Source organism: Roseburia sp. AM23-20, from assembly GCF_003470905.1.
GTDB classification, from domain to species: domain Bacteria; phylum Bacillota; class Clostridia; order Lachnospirales; family Lachnospiraceae; genus Roseburia; species Roseburia rectibacter.
In genome coordinates this window covers 92,254-109,742 of record NZ_QRHS01000010.1, presented here as the reverse complement: position 1 = coordinate 109,742, position 17,489 = coordinate 92,254, and the positions used below count along the sequence as shown (strand labels likewise).

Genomic DNA, 17,489 nt, shown 5'->3' with positions numbered 1-17,489 from the left:
GAAGTCCTGCTTGTTACGCTTATTTCAAGAAATCTGCCTTACATTCTTCAATCGCTTTGACGAGTTTTGCCTCTGTCTCATCACTGATGACTTTCTCTGTGCGGATTGCTTCCGGTACATCCGGATATTTGGTATCCACATACTCAAACAGTGCTTTTTCAAACGGTAAAACCTGTTCTACCGGAATATCCAGAAGGTATTTTCTGGTTGCAGCATAGATGATGATGACCTGTTTTTCAACCGGCATCGGCTGATACTGCGGCTGTTTTAACATCTCACGGATTCTGGCACCCTGTGCTAACTTCTCTGTCGTGTCGGCATCAAGTTCGGAACCGAACTGTGCAAATGCTGCAAGCTCTCTGTACTGTGCTAACTCAACACGGATCGGTGCTGCAATCTTCTTCATAGCCTTGATCTGTGCGGAACCACCTACACGGGATACGGAAAGACCAGCGTTGATCGCCGGACGGAAACCGGAGTTAAACATCTCTGTCTCAAGATAGATCTGACCATCGGTGATAGAGATAACGTTTGTCGGGATATATGCCGAAACGTCACCAGCCTGTGTCTCGATGATCGGCAGTGCAGTCAGGGAACCTCCGCCAAGTTTGTCGGAAAGTCTTGCCGCACGCTCTAAGAGTCTTGAGTGCAGGTAGAATACATCTCCCGGATAAGCCTCACGTCCTGGTGGACGTTTTAAGAGCAAGGAGAGTGTACGGTATGCGGCTGCGTGCTTACTTAAATCATCGTAAACAACGAGAACATCTTCTCCGTTCTCCATCCATTCCTCACCGATCGCACATCCTGCATACGGTGCAATATACTGTAATGGTGCAAGCTCACTTGCAGTGGAAGCAACCACTGTCGTGTAGGACATTGCCCCAAATTCTTCCAATGTTTTTACCAGAGCGGCAACTGTGGAAGCCTTCTGTCCGATGGCAACGTAAATACATTTTACGCCCTGTCCCTTCTGGTTGATGATCGTATCGATCGCAATCGCTGTCTTACCGGTCTGTCTGTCACCGATGATCAGCTCACGCTGTCCACGTCCGATCGGCACCATGGAATCGATTGCCTTGATACCGGTCTGTAACGGTGTATCTACGGATTTTCTGGAAATAACACCCGATGCGACACGCTCGATCTGACGATATTTGTTCGTCTCGATCGGTCCTTTGCCGTCGATCGGCTGTCCTAACGCATTGACAACTCGTCCTAACATGGCGTCACCGACCGGAACCTCTACTACTCGTCCGGTGGTCTTTACGGTATCACCCTCGTTGACATTGCGCTGCGCACCTAAAAGTACGGCACCGACATTGTCTTCCTCAAGGTTTAATACCATTCCATATACTTCTCCCGGAAATTCCAGAAGCTCGCCCTGCATTGCGTTGTCAAGACCGTGAATACGTGCGATACCATCTGCTACCTGAATAACGGTACCAACGTCAGCTACCTCTAACTGCGCTGCATACCTTTTGATCTGTTCTTTAATTACGGAACTTATTTCTTCTGGTCTTAAATTCATGAAGCGCATTCACCTGCTTTCAACTGTATTTTTGACAATTCGCGTGTCAGATCATTTAATTTGGTCCGGACACTGGAATCAACGACTCTGTCGCCGATGCGAATCACCATTCCGCCTATCAGTGCGGAATCCACTGCATAATGCATCTCAAATTTCACATACTTTGTAGTCTCTAACAATCTTTTCTCCACTGCTGCTTTCTGCGCTTCGGATAATTCCATTGCCGATGTCACATAAGCGGTTCCGATGTTCTTATACTCCTTGACACAGTCAATGAAATAATCCAGCACCGTATCCACTTTTGCGAAATGACCTTTTTCTACAATCAGGCGGAGCAGTCCAACAAACTCCGCGGAAATCTTTTCTGCAAATATGTCTTCTACGATTTTTACTTTTTCTTCTTTAACGATTTTTGGATGACTCATTAATTTGAAGAGCTCAGGATTCTCATTCAAAGCGGCTTTTACTGCCACTGCCTCATCCCGGAATTCATCCATCCTTCCGCTCTCTAGCGCAACTTCAAACAATGCATCACCGTATGTTTTTGATACTAGCTTTGCCATGTCGAATCACCCATTTCTTTCAATGTTTCTTCTACCAGCGTATCCTGCACGGTCGCATCGATATTTGCTGCAACAACTTTTGCCGCCATCATGGATGCAACTGTGACCATTTCCTGTTTTACTTCATCCATTGCACGCTTCTTAGAAAGCTCTGCTTCTTCGTTGGCTCTCTTTATGATGCGCGCCGCTTCTTCTTTTGCGTCACTCTCAATGCGGGCTGCATTTTTCTGCGCCGTCTTGCGGGCCTCGCTTAAGATCTGCTCTGCCTCTTTATCGACTTCTTTTAACTTCGCATCATATTCTGCTTTGAGTGCTGCTGCGTCCTGTTTGTCCGTTTCTGCAGTCTTAATATCGGCTGCGATACGGTTCTTTCTGTCATTCAGCAGCTTACGTGCCGGTTCAAACAGCATCTTGGACATGAATAAAAATAAGAAAAATACTGCTAACGCCATCAAAACCACATCATGCAGTAACTGAAAATCCAGTCCAAAAAGTCTTGTCATTTCCTCCAAGGTTCGGCCTCCTTTCCAATTTTTTTATTCCAAGAATGGAGCGCCATTCATTAGCCTAAAGGCTGTACGAACAGTAAGAGCATTGCGATCAAAAGTCCGTAAAGACCTGTTGTCTCTGCAACTGCCTGTCCTAAAAGCATGGTTGACATAATGTCTCCCTTTGCACCCGGATTACGTCCAACTGCTGCTGCACCATGTCCTGCTGCGATACCCTGTCCAATACCAGGTCCGATACCGGCAATAACTGCCAGACCTGCACCGATAGCTGAACATGCCATAATTAAATCGTGTCCTGTGATATTCATATTAATCCTCCTTGTTTTGCGAAGCAAAATCCGAACTCATTAGTGAGGAGAGGATTTTACTCCTAAATAAAATAAATTATTCTTGTTCGTAGTTCTGACCAATGTATGTCATTGTCAACATACAGAATACATACGTCTGAATTGCCCCTGAGAACAAGTCAAAGTATACATGGAGTGCTGCCGGCCAGATGATTGCTATTTTGCTCAGCAGTCCATAAACTAATGCCATCATAACGGTTCCTGACAATACGTTCGCGAAAAGACGAAGCGACAATGAAATCGGCACTGCGATCTCACTGATCACATTGATTGGAAACCAGATTGGCAGCCATGGTGGCAATGGGGAACACATATCTGTCCAGATCTGCTTGATCGGCAGATTCTTAAACTGCGTGATATGGATCAGGAAGAATGTAATAAGACCAAGTGCCAGTGTCGTACCATAGTCAGCCGTTGGTGGTCTTAATCCAAACAGACCTGATATATTACTCATCAGAATAAAAATAAAAATGGTACTGATATAATTGACAAACTTCGGTGCTGCCACCTTTCCCATGGTGCCGCTTACCATATTATCAAGCATCTCAACCATCAGCTCGATAACATTCTGAAATCCCTCCGGGATCTCCTTTGCATGTTTGATCGCACGGTTTCCTGCAATGGCAAGTGCCATCATAAGCAGCATAACGATCAATATGCAGACATGCGATGTTGTGATCCAGACTTTATGTCCGAATATCTCGTACTGAACGATACCATGTATCATAAAGTCGATATTTTCGGCTCCGGATGACATCAGAATTGCATGATTCACTCTCTCACCTCCCTCATATGAAATTGTTATCTTCACTGTCTGAAGATACATCACCTCTTCCTTGCAGTTTTTGTATTACTCTATGTGTAAAGGGCTGTAAGTACGCAGATACCTTAAGTCCCAATACCCCGATAAACGCAGTGATCAGATTTCCGAGATTCCATTCCATCATAATAAAGAAAACGATCACAACAACAGCATAGCGGAGCAGCGATTTTACAATGATCTTCTTCTTTGCATTGTCCTCTCCATACAACTCCACCGCATCTCTTAATACAGTTGCGATGTTGACTGCCATACCGCACGCTAAACCGATACCGATCAGAAGTCCCGTGGTGTACCTGGCTTTGTCGGTGACAAACCAAACACCTGCTAATTCCACGATCACTCCATACACAATAATTCCCAAAACAAGTCCCGGCAATGCATCATTGATTCTTCGTAACATTATTTCTGCCACCGTCCTGTCCGTAAATCTTTTTTGCCATTTTAAAAATATTGGTAAATCCGGCCAGAGCACCCATGATAAACAATGGGATCACGATCCAGAGCATATCATATTTTCTGCCGATCCATGTACCAAAGAGAGTGCACATCACGATCGGAACGATCATATTCAATCCAAACTGCAGGATCAGTGTCAGTGCCTGAAACACCTTTCTGTTTTTTTTCACTTGCATCGTTCCTCCATAAAGTACAATCTTTATTCATTATAACATTTTTCGCCATTTTGTCTATCAAATATCCGTCATTTTGTATAGATAATATTTCCTTTTTATTAAGAAATATTTCAAATTTGTCTATTATCTGCACTATATTATAAGTAACCCGATAAATGATGGTTTGTTGGGCTATGAGTTCCCCGGCTAAGGGTGGCGTCGCAGTTTTGTGAGTGGCAAATTGCATCAAGCCGGGACTGTTTTGTTTCAGTTGTCCGAAAATAAGAAACTCTAAGCATGCCTGATTCAGGTTGGGGTGGAGTGACGTGTGCGTCCTAAATGTGCCGTCCGGGCACATTAGGACTTGTGCTGCCGTCCATGGCAGCACAACACTATGTTACGAACAGGCATCCTAAGAGTTTCTAATTTTCTCCCAAAGTCACAAAACGAGTCCCGGCTTGATGCGATTCGCCAGCCGCAAAGTTGTGAACCACCCTTAGCTGGGGAACTCATTTTACAACCTTGGGGGTGCGTAAATTTTTAGTGTTTTGTGTCTGAATCTGATTAAAAAGATATTTCCAAATAACTATATTCAATGGTTTATTATTAGTTTGATAACGTTGGCAAAAACTTCAATGTATCCCACTATGCTCATGTTTATTGCCATACACATTTGAAAAAATATTTTGTGTTATTGGTCGGACAATTTACGAAACGATTCGTATAATATAATGTAACATATAAAAATTCTGGGAAGTCATCAGGCTGAATATTAGTGATACAGCACATTAGGATTTTAAGCATATTTCCATTCGTGCGAATATCGAAAATTCGCACCTACGCCCCCCATTTTGAGATGAACCGCCCACCCAAATGGTGTTCATAACCTGGAGGCTGGTATCTTACGCAAAGCCGGAGCTAATTTTGTGACTTTGGGAGAAAATTAGAAAATCTTGGTATGCCTGTCTACACATAGTGATGTTCTGCCACGGATGGCAGAACAAGGCAGCATCGAGTCATGGATGACTCGTTGTTGCCGGTCACGTCGCTCTGAGAAAACCTAAATCAGGCATACCTAGTCTTTTCTTATTTTCGTACAACGGAAGCAAAATTACTCCGGCTTTGCGCAAGATGCCACTCACAAACCTACGAAACACCATTTAGGTGGGCGACGCATGCCTCAACAAACCATCATTTATCGGGCTATGCATTTTATGATCTGAGCCATCGGAGGTCGTTGGAATGTTGTTAGAAGAATTTGATATGGATGAATATATTAAGATGGAACGCCGGGACAGCTATGAAGATGGATTATCTGAAAGCTTATCCCAAGGTCACATTAACGGCGAGTACTCACACCGTATACACACTGTCTATAACATGTTTCACAAAAACATTCCTGCAGAAACCTGTGCCAATTTACTCAACGAAGATATTTCCTTTGTTAATAAAATCTATCTCTTATGTCAGACGCACGCAGAATGGTCAGAAGATACTCTTAAAAAATCTTTAAACGAAAAATAATGCTGTTGAAAAAATAAGTCCCAAAAAAAGCATGCCGGAAAATCTATCCAAATAATATTTTCCAGCATGCTTTTCGCCATTGAAGTTACAATTATGGACAATGTAATAATTGCAGTTATACTCACAGTTCCAATTCAATCCTGCGATTCGTGTGTTCATAACGCTGCAGCACAACCCCCGCTGCTTTCAGCATCTTCTTTGATGCCACAACCGACGGTGTTGTCTCATATTTGTCGCTGTCATACACGATCCTGCGGATTCCTGACTGGATGATTGCTTTCGCACATTCATTGCATGGAAACAGTGTAACGTAGATCGTCGCGCCCTCTAAACTTCCGCCCCGGTAATTTAAAATTGCATTCAGCTCACTGTGTGTAGTGTAGAAATATTTATTCTCTAAAGGCTCGCCCTCTCGCTCCCACGGGAAATCATCATCCGAGCAGCCGGTCGGAAACCCATTATACCCCATTGAGAGTATCTTGTGATCTTCGCTGACAATGCAGGCTCCCACCTGTGTATTCGGATCTTTTGAACGCATTCCCGAAAGCAGTGCAACTCCCATAAAATATTCATCCCAGCTGATATAATCTTTCCTTTTGCCGCTCATGTTGATCTCCATTCTGCAGACGTTTTCCTGCATCAGAGAAACCGCAGATTAATTTGATTCTGCGATAAAACTGCTTTGTGACGTCTGCGGCACAAACAGCCATATAAAAATATGCTGTCAATTATTTTCATACTATTTGGTTCCAAAAATACGGTCTCCGGCATCTCCAAGTCCTGGAACAATATAACCATGCTCATTTAAATGGTCATCTAAAGCTCCAATGTATACATCTACATCCGGATGATCTTCCTGCATTTTCTTCACGCCTTCCGGTGCTGCGATAATACACATCAGGCGAATATTTTTAACACCTTTATCCTTTAGCATCTGGATTGCTGCCGATGATGAACCACCGGTTGCCAGCATCGGATCTACCACAAATACCTCTCTGTTTGCGCAGTCTGCCGGAAGTTTGCAGTAATATTCTACCGGCTCTAATGTTTCCGGATCACGGTAAAGTCCGATATGTCCTACTTTTGCTGCCGGGATCATTGCCAGCATACCGTCCACCATGCCAAGACCGGCACGTAAAATCGGTACAACAGCAAGCTTTTTGCCCTTTAACTCTTTCACAGTCGTTTTGCAGATCGGTGTATCGATCTCCACATCTGCAAGTTTCAAGTCTCTGGTTGCCTCATAGCACATCAGCATTGCAATCTCGCTGACTAAGGTACGGAAATCTTTTGATCCGGTTTCCTCTCTGCGGATGATACCGATTTTGTGCTGGATCAACGGATGATCCATTACTACGATTTTTCCCATTTTAATTTTCCTCGCTTCCTTCGTTACTTTCTTCATTTAAAAGAGTGACCAGCTTTTTGATGGTCTTTCTCATTGTTTCATAGCATAGCCCATATGCCTGCAGACTGCCGCCATACGGATCTAAAATCTCCAGTTCATCTCCGACAAGTTCCGTGAGAACATATACATTCTCCGGGTTGGCTCTCTCGTATTTTTCCAGAACCTTTTCTAACTGGGCGTGTTCCATAACAAGAACTAATGTGTCCTCTGTAAAATCTTCTTCCGTCAGCTGTGCCGACATATAGCCATCCAGATTGATCCCATTGCTGATCATGACTGCTTCCGCTTTCTGATTGAGCGGCTCCGGAAATAAAACGACCATTCCTCTCGCACCGATTTCAACCGGATGTTTTAATACATACTCCCCAAGTATGCCCGCTGCCATCGGAGCACGGCAAGTTCCATTCTCCGCGACAAACAGGATTCGATTATATTGTTTCATGCGTTATCCTTCCTTCTCCCATCAAACCTGAATCACCTGATGTCCTGCTGCTTTCATTAACCGGTTCATGATTGCCTGACCGATTCTCGGTGTTGAAAAACTTTCTGAATAAATCGCATCTACATTCCAATCATCAAATTCACGCAATATTTTATATAAATGTCTGGCAATGGCATCCTCATCGCTCCTCGCTCCGATCGTCACCACATAATCTGCCTGATACAAAGATTCTGTCTCATCCGTTGCAACAACACCGACCTTTAGTCCTGCTGCCTGTTTTTCCCTGACTAATGCATTGATCTTTGCAACAACAGCCTCCTGTTCTCCCTCAACCAGCACCAGATCTGCCTTTGGCGCATAGTGTTTATACTTCATTCCAGGCGCTTTCGGCTTCTTTGTGGAATCCGCAGCAATGATTCCCGGATCAATGCGCACTTCTTCCCCGAGTACTTCCTCTAACATCTCTTTTGTAATATAACCCGGGCGCAGAATCATAGGTATCTTTTCCGTCAGATCAATGATTGTAGACTCAATACCGATTCCAACCGGCCCCCCATCCAGTATCATCGGTATCTTACCATCAAGATCTAATGCCACATGTGCCGCTTCTGTCGGGCTCGGCTTTCCGGAAGTATTGGCACTCGGTGCCGCGATCATACAACCGCTCTCATCGATCAGTGCAAGCGCAACAGGATGATTTGGCATGCGGATTGCCACCGTATCCATTCCACCGGTGGTCTCATACGGAACCTTTTCATTCTTCCACACAATCATGGTAAGCGGTCCCGGCCAGAACACGTCTGCCAGTTTCTTTGCCTGCGGCGGAACCTCTTTTGCAATGGATAAAAGTTCTTCAAATCTGCATATATGAACAATCAACGGATTGTCCGAAGGACGTCCCTTTGCCGCATAGATCCGTTTTGACGCCTCCGGATCAAGTGCATTTGCGCCAAGTCCATAAACCGTTTCCGTCGGAAATGCTACCAGCCCGCCGGATCTTATGATCTCTGCCGCCTCCTGCATATCCTCCTTATTCGGATCGTCTGCGTCTATTTTTATTAATTTTGTCTGCATATATCACTACTTCTTTTCTAATATAATTCTTATTTTTATTTTTCCCAAACATTTGTATTATCGCACATTTTATCCAAATAGGCAACAGAGTGTGCATAATTCGCGGATTTGTACCTTGATTTTCCAGCAAAATTACCATAGAACCCGAACTGTAACTTGCTATGTTTCCGTAAATGTGGCATAATTATTACTGTTCATCTGCAAACAGTTATGTTTGGAAAGGGGGTTTTCATGAAAATTACAAAATCTGATTTTGGTACAACAAACGCAGGAGAAAATATTAATATATACCATCTTGAAAATGAGGCAGGTGCCTATGTAGAGGTTCTGAATTTCGGTTGCCGTCTTGTAAAGATCGTCGTTCCGGACCGTAACGGAAAACCAACAGATGTCTGCCTAGGTATGGACACAATGTCTGCCTATGAAAATGATGACGCAAGTCTTGGTGCCGTAGTCGGACGTGTTGCAAACCGCATCAAAGACGGTCATTTTACTTTAAATGGGAAAGAATACCAGCTTGCCGTAAACTGTGGAACCAATCATCTTCATGGAGGTCTGATTGGTTATGCCTCCAAACCATGGGATGCAAAAGTAAAGGATGACAAACTGATCCTGACTATGAATTCTGCCGACGGTGAGGAAGGTTATCCGGGCAATCTGACCCTGACAGTTACCTATGGCTGGTCTGAAGACAATGAACTTTCGATCGTATACGAAGCATCTGCTGATAAGGATACTTTGTTTAATGTCACAAACCACGGTTATTTCAATTTAAACGGTGAGGGAAGCGGTGATATCCTTTCTCACGAACTTTATATTGATGCAGATTCCATCACAGAGCTTGATGATTCACAGGCACCTACCGGAAAACTGATCCCGGTAGACAATACGCCATTTGATTTCAGAGTGATGCACACGATTGGGAAAGCCTATTACTCCGAATATGAACAGCTTCATAAGTTTGGCACTTACGATCATAACTTTGTGATCAACGGAACCGGTCTTCGTGAAGCAGCCGTATTACAGTCCAAAGACAGCGGCATCCGTATGACCTGTTTTACAGATCAGCCTGGCATGCAGCTTTATGTCGCTAATCAGCCGCTCAAGCAGCCTGGTAAAAATGGAAAAGTTTACGACAGCCGCACCAGCGTATGCTTAGAGACGCAGCATTTCCCAGATGCGATCAATCATGAGAATTTCCCGAGTATCGTACTTCATCCGGACGAGCCGTTCCATTCTAAGACACTGTATCATTTTTCTACGTTTTAGTGTGGCAGATCCGCAGAGTCCAATTATTTTGTGCTGATTTTTGTACATGGTTTTTTCGGGTTTTGACTTGTAATACCATCTTTTTTGTATTAGAATAATCTAAAGCTACTGAAGCGGTAGCGAGTCTATGATTTTATTTTTAAGGAGGGAATACAAATGGCATTCGTAATTTCTGATTCTTGCGTAAGCTGTGGTACATGCGAACCAGAGTGCCCAGTAGGAGCTATCTCTCAGGGAGACAGCCAGTTCGTAATCGACGCAGGCGCTTGTGTAAGCTGTGGTACATGTGCAGGGGTTTGCCCAACAGGAGCTATCAGCGAGGAATAATACTTAAAGAGTTTTTTGCGAGTAAAACTCTTGCGGCTTAGATGCGATGCATCCGGCCGCCAAAAAAGGAGCTGTGAATTTTCACAGCTCCTTTTTTGGCAGCGAATGCAGAATTTTCCTAAATAAGTCCGCTTAAATCAATTTCATAAATCATTTTTTCCGGTTCCCTTTCCTGTTGATAAAACAGGATCATATACCATGGTAAATACAGGATTTCCCCTTCTTCCACCACATTTGATTTTGAAAATACAATATTTTTTTCAAACTTCCATTGTTCTACTTTCATTGCATGATCCATTGCCAGATGCTTTTTGAAGTCATTTCCTGACTTGATCTCTACAAGTTCTGTGTGAAGTCCTTTTTGTAATACAAAATCTAATTCTCCAATTTTCTTAGAATCATAATAGTGAAGTTCAAAACCGTTCGATTTCAGGTTTTGCGCAAATGCATTTTCCAGAATACTTCCCATATTGACGTCAACATTCCCCATCAGAAGATCAAACTGGATATTTTCCATACAGGAAGCACAAAGCAGTCCAACATCATTCATATAAAGTTTGAACAGGTTTCGTTTTTCACTTAACTGCAGCGGTGCCTGTGGTTCTGTCACGTTATAACATGGCAATGCAACGCCCGCATCCGCTAACCAGTTAAAGCTGTCCTCATACCTGATATGCCTTGCGGAAGCATTAATACTGTTTAATTTAAATCTCCGGTTCTTCTCATTTAACTGCGCAGGAATGCTGTCAAATATTGCCTTGATCTTTATTTTTTCATTTTCCGTAGCATATTTTGCAATATCCAGGCGGTAAAGATCTAAAATACTTCTCTGATTCAGCACCACTTTTGCAATATCATGCGTATCAACATAAATCTGTACGGTTTCGGGCATTCCCCCAACTACAAGATAACTGTAAAAAAGTTTGCAAAGTGTCTCATGTACTGTCTCAGATACTTTTTCCTTTTTGTCATAACACGATTTCAAATACTGCAGTGTATGATTCTGTATGCCATTCGCCCACAAATATTCCTCAAAATCCAGCGGATACATTGGTAAAATCTGTTCAAAGCCAACCGGATAAGATGTGACATCCTTGTACCGCACACCAAGCAGCGAGCCAGATTCTATATAATCAAATCTTCCGTCCTCCAATATTAGGATTTCCAACTCTCTGCTCTTATATTAACATTTTTTCTTTGTTTTTCAATGTATATTGTAACATTTTTCAGTACATTTTTCTTTAATTTTTATATGATATCTGTAACATTTTTTAGTACATTTTTCTTTTATTTTCAGATAGTATCTGTAACATTTTCCAGAAAATGATCCACATCTTTGCTGCTGTCAAGAAAATCAAACGGTTACATAAACTATGCTGCACAAATTATATGATGCGCAAACGGTGCAAATCAGTTATAATAGTCATGAATAATAAAAATTTAAAAATGGAGTGTTATTGATTCGATGTGTCAATTAGACCCGGCAATAAAAAAAGATATTATAGCCTGCTGTAAAAAATATAATGCAAATAAAGTCATTCTATTTGGCTCCCGTGCCAGAGGAGATAACGGACCTTACAGTGATATCGACCTTGCAATTAAAGGAGCTGATAACTTTGACCGTTTATTTGCCGAATTAAAATACAATGAATTTACGCTGCTTGACATGGATATTATTGATCTGGACGGCAGGGTAAGTGAACCTTTGATGAAAGATATTTTAAATGACGGACATATTTTATATGAGAGGACAGGAAAATGAACCGAAAAATTGATTCTTATGGCTGCCCTTACGCGTGGATTGATCGAAGATGAAAATGCATGGCTTCGCATGTTACGGCTCCGGAATGACGAATCACATCATTATAATCAGGACTGTGCCATTGAACTGTGCCGCATGATTCCAGAGCTTCTTCCTTACTTCGATGATCTGAAAGAGAAAATAATTATTTTCGGATATGGCGAATGATAAAAAACGCTATTGCACCAGTTATCATACTATAATGCAATAGCGTTTTTTTATGCTTTTTCTTTTTTATTTCTGCCCCATCTTTTTTTGGGTTCTTTCTTTTTCAGATTCCCGCGGATCGCCGCATCCAGTTTCCGGAAACGTTCCTCATCCGCCTCGTCCTGTTCTCTCATAAGATAATTCATTTCCTTGATGACCTGTTCCCCCACATCTTCGCTGATGCAACGGCTCAATTCCTGATTATTTGCAGCAATCGCTGTTCCGACGATCTGCGTCATCAATTCTGTAAACTGTGCCATTTTATCGGTGTTATCAAGTACACTCTGATTCTCATGCTGCGCAGATACTGGCATATTTCTGCCTGAATCTGTGTATGGATTCAAATCTGCATGCTGATCCTGTTTTGCAGCATATCCATCCTGAATGCGCGTAACCTGACCAGACTGATGCTCCGCCTTGACAGCTTTTTCATCCTGCGTATATGCAACCTGGTGCAGATCCTGTTTTATTCCCGGATGTGCAGTGCCAACCTCTGCCTGCGCATCGGGGGACATATTATGTACGATCATACGGATCGCTTTCAACTGATATCCCTGTTCTTTTAATTCCTTGATCCTCTGGAACTCCTGAATGTTTTCCTTTGTGTAATACCGGTGCCCAAGTTCATTTCGCGGAACATTAAGCTCCAGTTCATCCTCCCAGTAACGTAATACATGTGACTCTACATTTACAATATTTGCAGCGTCGGAAATCATGTAACGTACCTTTTCCATTCCGGTTCCTCTCCTTCCTTTTATCTGCTAACCTATATTATAAGCATTCGAAAGGATGTCTACAACGAAAATCGCTCGTCTTATTCCGACAGGATGTGCGAAACATTTGCTGTTGGCAGTAAAAGGTGTGTCAAAATGTAGCGACTGGTAAATTGCACAAAGCGTAAAATTCTTTTGTGACTTTGGTAGAAAATTAGAAAAACTTAGTATGCCTGTTCTAAGCTCAGTGTTTTGCTGCCACGGATGGCAGCAAAAGTCTTAACGCGCCACGGATGGTGCGTTTAAGACGTACACGTCACTCTGTGAACACACCTCGCAGGCATACTTAGCTTTTCTTATTTTCGGACATTGGAACAAAACGGATATACGCCTTGTGCAATTTTCCACTCAAAAAATTTAGCTACACCTTTTACTGACAACCGCAAAATGCTCAGGTTAACCTGAGCATTTCATTATTTCTCCATATTGGCAAACTTCGTATACTGCGGCAGCCATACCAGATTGACGGTACCGATCGGACCGTTTCTCTGTTTGGCAATAATGATCTCTGAGATTCCTTTCATCTCAGAGTCATGGTTATAGTAATCGTCACGATAGATAAACATAACGACGTCGGCATCCTGCTCGATCGCACCGGACTCACGCAGGTCGGAAAGCATCGGACGGTGATCCGGACGCTGTTCTACGGCTCGTGATAGCTGGGACAATGCAATCACCGGCACAGAAAGCTCCCTTGCAAGTGCCTTTAAGGAACGGGAGATATCTGAGATCTCCTGCTGACGGGAATCAGATCCCCTGCCGGAACCGGACATCAACTGTAAATAGTCAATGATGATCAATTTTAAGTCGTGCTCTAATTTGTATTTCCGGCATTTGCTTCGCATTTCTGCAATGGAAATACCCGGCGTATCATCAATGATAAGCTCTGAGTTGCCAATTGTTCCGGCTCCCTCAATGAGCTTCTCCCAGTCAGAGTCTGAAAGATTACCAGTTCTGAGTGCCTGTGCATCTACCCTTGACTCCAACGAAAACAAACGGTTTACAAGCTGTTCCTTTGACATCTCAAGCGAGAAGATCGCCGTACACATATGTTCGTGAAACGCTACATACTGCGCAATGTTAAGAACAAACGCCGTTTTACCCATGGACGGACGCGCTGCGATCAGGATCAGATCGGACGGCTGTAAACCTGCGGTCCGGTAGTCAAGGTCAATAAAACCTGTCGGGATTCCCGTAACGGTGCCGGATGTTTTTGCTGCGTTCTCAATCTTTTCGAGTGCGTTCATAACAACCTGGCGGATCGGTACATAGTCCCCGCCACCACCGCGGGTGGAAAGCAGATCAAATACCTTTTTCTCGGTAATATCCATGACCGTCTCTACACTCTCTTTTCCCATGTAGCACTCATTTTCGATCTCTTCATTTAATTTGATGAGTTTACGCCGCATGGAGTTATCTTTTACGATCTGGGCATAATATTTTACATTTGCCGATGTTGGAACTGCATTTAAAAGATCCCTCACAAACTCTAAACTTGCAATCTCTGCCGGTACATCTTTTTCTTTTAATTTATTCTGCAAAGTGACCAGATCGACCGGAAGTCCTTTGCTGTATAATTCGACCATGGTATCAAACAGGATTCCATACTGTTTGTAATAAAAATCCTCACTGATGAGCATTTCCATTGCAGTGAGGATCGCATCTTTATCCATGATCATAGAGCCGATGACCGACTGTTCCGCCTCGCGGCTGTTCGGCATCGTGCGGTTGATCAGTGTTTCTTCCATTCCTATCCCTCTACTACATGTACATTAAATTTACCTACTACCTTCGGGTGAAGCTTGATTGCAACTTCTGTCACGCCAAAGGTACGGATCGGCTCCGGTAACTGCATTTTCTTTTTGTCAAGTTCCATGCCAAGCTGTGCTTTGGCTGCAACAGCGATCTCTTTGGTGGAAACGGAACCGAATGTACGTCCGCCTTCGCCTGCTTTCATTTTTACAGTAACTTTTTTATCTTTTAATTCCTCCGCAAGTGCCAGTGCAGCTTCATACTGCTCCTGTGCCACTTTGTCTGCGTGCTGGTTCTGCAGTTTTAAATCATTAAGGTTTTTTGGTGTTGCCTCCACACCTAACTTTTTCGGGAAAATCGCATTGCGTGCATAACCATCGCTTACATTTACGATCTCACCTTTTTTCCCTAATGCTTTTACATCTTCTAATAAGATAACTTTCATTTAAAACCCTTCTTTCTTGATTATTCTGATATATCGCCCTCTTTTAACATCTCATCGATCGTATCCTGAATGATATGTTTTGCCTGCTGCAGTGAGCAGTTGGTGAGCTGGGCTCCGGCAACGTTTAGGTGTCCGCCGCCTCCAAGGCGCTCCATGATAAGCTGTACATTGATCTCATCAATCGAACGGGAACTTACGTATATTTTTCCCTGATATTCTGTGAGCACAAAAGAAGCCTTGATTCCTACGATATTTAAAAGCTCATTTGCAGCCTGTGCACAGACGATTGTCGGGCTTTCCACCTGATCCGCCGGACAGATGGAAATCGCAAACGAACCACGATAAACCTCCGCATGGCGGACTGCCTCCGCCCGCGCCTTGTAAGCTGCCATATCGTTACGCAGCATCTTACGCACTCTCGTTACTTCCGCACCCGCACGTCTTAAATAAGCTGCCGCTTCAAAAGTACGTACACCTGTCTTTGTCATAAAGTTGTTGGTATCGATCAGGATACCGGCATAAATACAGTCTGCTTCACATGGGGCAAGACGGATATTTTCGGAAAAATACTGCAGTACCTCGGCGATCATCTCGCAGGCACTCGAAGCATACGGCTCCACATAGGAAAGTACCGGATTCTCGATCACCTCGTTCGTCTGTCTGTGATGGTCAAATACACAGACAGTCTGTGTGCGCTTTAACAGCTCCGGACATTCGGTGTAACTTGGACGGTTTACATCCACAACAACCACCAGTGTATTTTCATTGGTAAGCATAAGTGCTTCTTCATTTTTGATAAAAAGATCTGCCGGGTATCCTTTTTCCACGGTAAAACACTCTACCAGCGGCCGCAGGGATGATGTAATCTCGTTTAACACGATCTGTGCCTTCTTGCCAAGTACTTTTGCGGCACAGTAAATACCGATCGCTGCACCAAGGGAATCGACATCACTGATGCTGTGTCCCATAATGATCACATGCTCCCTGCTCTCGATGATCTCACGGAGTGCATGTGCTTTTACCCTTGCCTTGACCCTGGTGTTGCGCTCTACCTGCTGTGTTTTGCCACCATAATATGTGACTTCCTCGCCGTCACGCACAACGACCTGGTCACCGCCACGTCCTAATGCAAGATCAATGGACATACGGGCATACTCATAATTCTGTGTATAGCTGGCACCGTTGGCACCAATACCGATGCTTAGTGTCACAGCCATTTCATTACCGACTTTGACTGTCTTTACATCCTCGATCAGACTAAAACGGTCTTCGCGGAGTTTTGCAAGATACTGATACTTAAATACGACAAAATATTTATCTTTTTCAATTTTGCGGACTAATGCATCAAGCTCTGTAAAATATTTATTGACTTTCCGGTCGATCAGGGCAACGAGAAGAGATCTTTTGACATCTTCAATACTGTCAAGTGCCTCGTCATAGTTATCGATATATACAAGACCAGCAACCATTTTCTGTTCCTGGTTCTCTCTCATGTACTGATTCTTTTCTGTCTCATCAAAGAGATATACCGCCGTCAGATATTCGTTACTCTCATCAAGTGTAACAAGACTGTCCACGCTGTTTAACTCTTCAAAGTAGATTCTTTTTAAGGCAACACGAAAATCCTGTTCTTTCAGCGTGAGGTTTATGGATTTCTCTCCATCACTCTTCTGCAGAAGTTCCTTTGTCAGTGCCGGAAAAATCGTCGTGATCGATTTGTGATATTTTTTATCCTTACCGGTCAGTTCTGTAAACTGCTCATTGACCCATAATATCTTTGCATTATAATCGACGAGTGCATACGGTATTTCAAACTCATTTAAGAGCTGCTTTTGTACTGTTCCGTACTGCGTTGCGAAGTTGATCAGTTCATTAACCAACACCGGCTTATTCCTGACATACACGATCATGGAAACAACAAAATAGATTGCCGTAAATATCGAAAACATAATACCTGACAATATATCTTCCGTATAGATGACAACATTCATACATACCAGAAGAATCGTCATGAACATCGGCCAGTAGAGAGATTTACGAAGTCTCCCTCTGAGCTTTACTTTATTACTTTTCATAGTCTTCTCCT

Annotated in this window: 21 protein-coding genes; 5 read left to right on the top strand and 16 right to left on the bottom strand. The window is 43.2% G+C overall.

Going from position 1 to position 17,489, the window contains the following annotated elements; genetic code table 11:
• Window positions 1-19: 19 nt before the first annotated feature.
• The 7 genes from atpA to DW650_RS09770 all read right to left on the bottom strand — a co-directional run bounded on the left by atpA (window position 20) and on the right by DW650_RS09770 (window position 4,402).
• Window positions 20-1,528 (bottom strand): F0F1 ATP synthase subunit alpha, encoded by a 1,509-nt coding sequence (atpA, locus tag DW650_RS09800; protein WP_006855266.1) that lies wholly within the window; start codon window positions 1,526-1,528, stop codon window positions 20-22.
• A complete protein-coding gene (atpH, locus tag DW650_RS09795) occupies window positions 1,525-2,091 on the bottom strand; it encodes an ATP synthase F1 subunit delta (protein ID WP_015561154.1) in 567 nt (188 codons plus the stop codon). Before atpH ends, atpA begins: the two co-directional genes overlap by 4 nt.
• Entirely contained in the window at window positions 2,079-2,594 is a 516-nt protein-coding gene (gene atpF / locus DW650_RS09790; protein WP_015521806.1) for a F0F1 ATP synthase subunit B, read from the bottom strand. The genes atpH and atpF overlap by 13 nt, the downstream gene beginning before the upstream one ends.
• Before the next feature lie 59 nt (window positions 2,595-2,653).
• A complete protein-coding gene (atpE, locus tag DW650_RS09785; protein WP_006855263.1) occupies window positions 2,654-2,908 on the bottom strand; it encodes an ATP synthase F0 subunit C in 255 nt (84 codons plus the stop codon).
• A 76-nt stretch (window positions 2,909-2,984) separates the two neighbouring features.
• Window positions 2,985-3,773, bottom strand: coding sequence for a F0F1 ATP synthase subunit A (gene atpB / locus DW650_RS09780; protein WP_117922428.1), 789 nt, complete (start codon window positions 3,771-3,773; stop codon window positions 2,985-2,987).
• Window positions 3,736-4,170, bottom strand: a complete 435-nt coding sequence (locus DW650_RS09775; protein WP_117922427.1) for an ATP synthase subunit I — start codon at window positions 4,168-4,170, stop codon at window positions 3,736-3,738. The genes atpB and DW650_RS09775 overlap by 38 nt, the downstream gene beginning before the upstream one ends.
• Window positions 4,151-4,402, bottom strand: a complete 252-nt coding sequence (locus DW650_RS09770) for an AtpZ/AtpI family protein (RefSeq protein WP_243102919.1) — start codon at window positions 4,400-4,402, stop codon at window positions 4,151-4,153. Before DW650_RS09770 ends, DW650_RS09775 begins: the two co-directional genes overlap by 20 nt.
• 1,221 nt (window positions 4,403-5,623) lie before the next feature.
• Between DW650_RS09770 and DW650_RS09765 the strand changes: the two genes are divergently transcribed.
• Window positions 5,624-5,905, top strand: a complete 282-nt coding sequence (locus tag DW650_RS09765) for a hypothetical protein (RefSeq protein ID WP_118209788.1) — start codon at window positions 5,624-5,626, stop codon at window positions 5,903-5,905.
• 121 nt (window positions 5,906-6,026) lie between these two features.
• On the opposite strand, the gene DW650_RS09760 is transcribed toward DW650_RS09765, so the two are convergent.
• From DW650_RS09760 to DW650_RS09745, 4 genes are all read right to left on the bottom strand, one after another.
• Window positions 6,027-6,512: a deoxycytidylate deaminase gene (locus DW650_RS09760; protein ID WP_117920610.1), complete on the bottom strand. Its 486-nt coding sequence runs from the start codon at window positions 6,510-6,512 to the stop codon at window positions 6,027-6,029.
• Window positions 6,513-6,644: 132 nt separating this feature from the next.
• Window positions 6,645-7,274 (bottom strand): uracil phosphoribosyltransferase, encoded by a 630-nt coding sequence (gene upp / locus DW650_RS09755; protein WP_015561153.1) that lies wholly within the window; start codon window positions 7,272-7,274, stop codon window positions 6,645-6,647.
• 1 nt (window position 7,275) lies between these two features.
• Entirely contained in the window at window positions 7,276-7,755 is a 480-nt protein-coding gene (locus DW650_RS09750; protein WP_118209787.1) for an arsenate reductase/protein-tyrosine-phosphatase family protein, read from the bottom strand.
• Between the two features lie 21 nt (window positions 7,756-7,776).
• Window positions 7,777-8,829 carry an L-threonylcarbamoyladenylate synthase gene (locus DW650_RS09745; protein WP_118209786.1) on the bottom strand — a complete coding sequence of 351 codons (1,053 nt, stop codon included), beginning with the start codon at window positions 8,827-8,829 and terminating at the stop codon, window positions 7,777-7,779.
• A gap of 231 nt (window positions 8,830-9,060) precedes the next feature.
• Here DW650_RS09745 and DW650_RS09740 point away from each other — a divergent pair, with 231 nt between their 5' ends.
• Both DW650_RS09740 and DW650_RS09735 read left to right on the top strand, forming a co-directional pair.
• Window positions 9,061-10,098 (top strand): aldose epimerase family protein, encoded by a 1,038-nt coding sequence (locus DW650_RS09740; RefSeq protein ID WP_117920514.1) that lies wholly within the window; start codon window positions 9,061-9,063, stop codon window positions 10,096-10,098.
• Between the two features lie 156 nt (window positions 10,099-10,254).
• Window positions 10,255-10,425, top strand: coding sequence for a DUF362 domain-containing protein (locus DW650_RS09735; RefSeq protein ID WP_022112022.1), 171 nt, complete (start codon window positions 10,255-10,257; stop codon window positions 10,423-10,425).
• 118 nt (window positions 10,426-10,543) lie between these two features.
• On the opposite strand, the gene DW650_RS09730 is transcribed toward DW650_RS09735, so the two are convergent.
• The gene (locus DW650_RS09730) at window positions 10,544-11,578 is read right to left on the bottom strand and encodes an ATP-binding protein (RefSeq protein WP_243102918.1); all 1,035 of its coding nucleotides are present in this window, start codon (window positions 11,576-11,578) and stop codon (window positions 10,544-10,546) included.
• A gap of 312 nt (window positions 11,579-11,890) precedes the next feature.
• On the opposite strand from DW650_RS09730, the gene DW650_RS09725 reads away from it, so the two are divergent.
• On the top strand, window positions 11,891-12,187 hold the full coding sequence (locus DW650_RS09725) for a nucleotidyltransferase family protein (protein ID WP_006855252.1): 297 nt from the start codon (window positions 11,891-11,893) through the stop codon (window positions 12,185-12,187).
• A gap of 18 nt (window positions 12,188-12,205) precedes the next feature.
• On the top strand, window positions 12,206-12,394 hold the full coding sequence (locus tag DW650_RS09720; protein ID WP_117920516.1) for a nucleotidyltransferase substrate binding protein: 189 nt from the start codon (window positions 12,206-12,208) through the stop codon (window positions 12,392-12,394).
• Between the two features lie 50 nt (window positions 12,395-12,444).
• Here the strand turns inward: DW650_RS09720 and DW650_RS09715 are convergent, their stop codons facing one another.
• The 4 genes from DW650_RS09715 to DW650_RS09700 all read right to left on the bottom strand — a co-directional run bounded on the left by DW650_RS09715 (window position 12,445) and on the right by DW650_RS09700 (window position 17,478).
• The gene (locus DW650_RS09715) at window positions 12,445-13,167 is read right to left on the bottom strand and encodes a MerR family transcriptional regulator (RefSeq protein WP_117920518.1); all 723 of its coding nucleotides are present in this window, start codon (window positions 13,165-13,167) and stop codon (window positions 12,445-12,447) included.
• Between the two features lie 452 nt (window positions 13,168-13,619).
• On the bottom strand, window positions 13,620-14,954 hold the full coding sequence (gene dnaB / locus DW650_RS09710) for a replicative DNA helicase (protein ID WP_117920520.1): 1,335 nt from the start codon (window positions 14,952-14,954) through the stop codon (window positions 13,620-13,622).
• A 2-nt stretch (window positions 14,955-14,956) separates the two neighbouring features.
• Complete coding sequence (gene rplI, locus DW650_RS09705; protein ID WP_118209785.1) at window positions 14,957-15,403, bottom strand: 50S ribosomal protein L9; 447 nt, start codon at window positions 15,401-15,403, stop codon at window positions 14,957-14,959.
• 20 nt (window positions 15,404-15,423) lie between these two features.
• Window positions 15,424-17,478 (bottom strand): DHH family phosphoesterase, encoded by a 2,055-nt coding sequence (locus tag DW650_RS09700; RefSeq protein WP_117920524.1) that lies wholly within the window; start codon window positions 17,476-17,478, stop codon window positions 15,424-15,426.
• Between the last annotated feature and the right edge of the window lie 11 nt (window positions 17,479-17,489).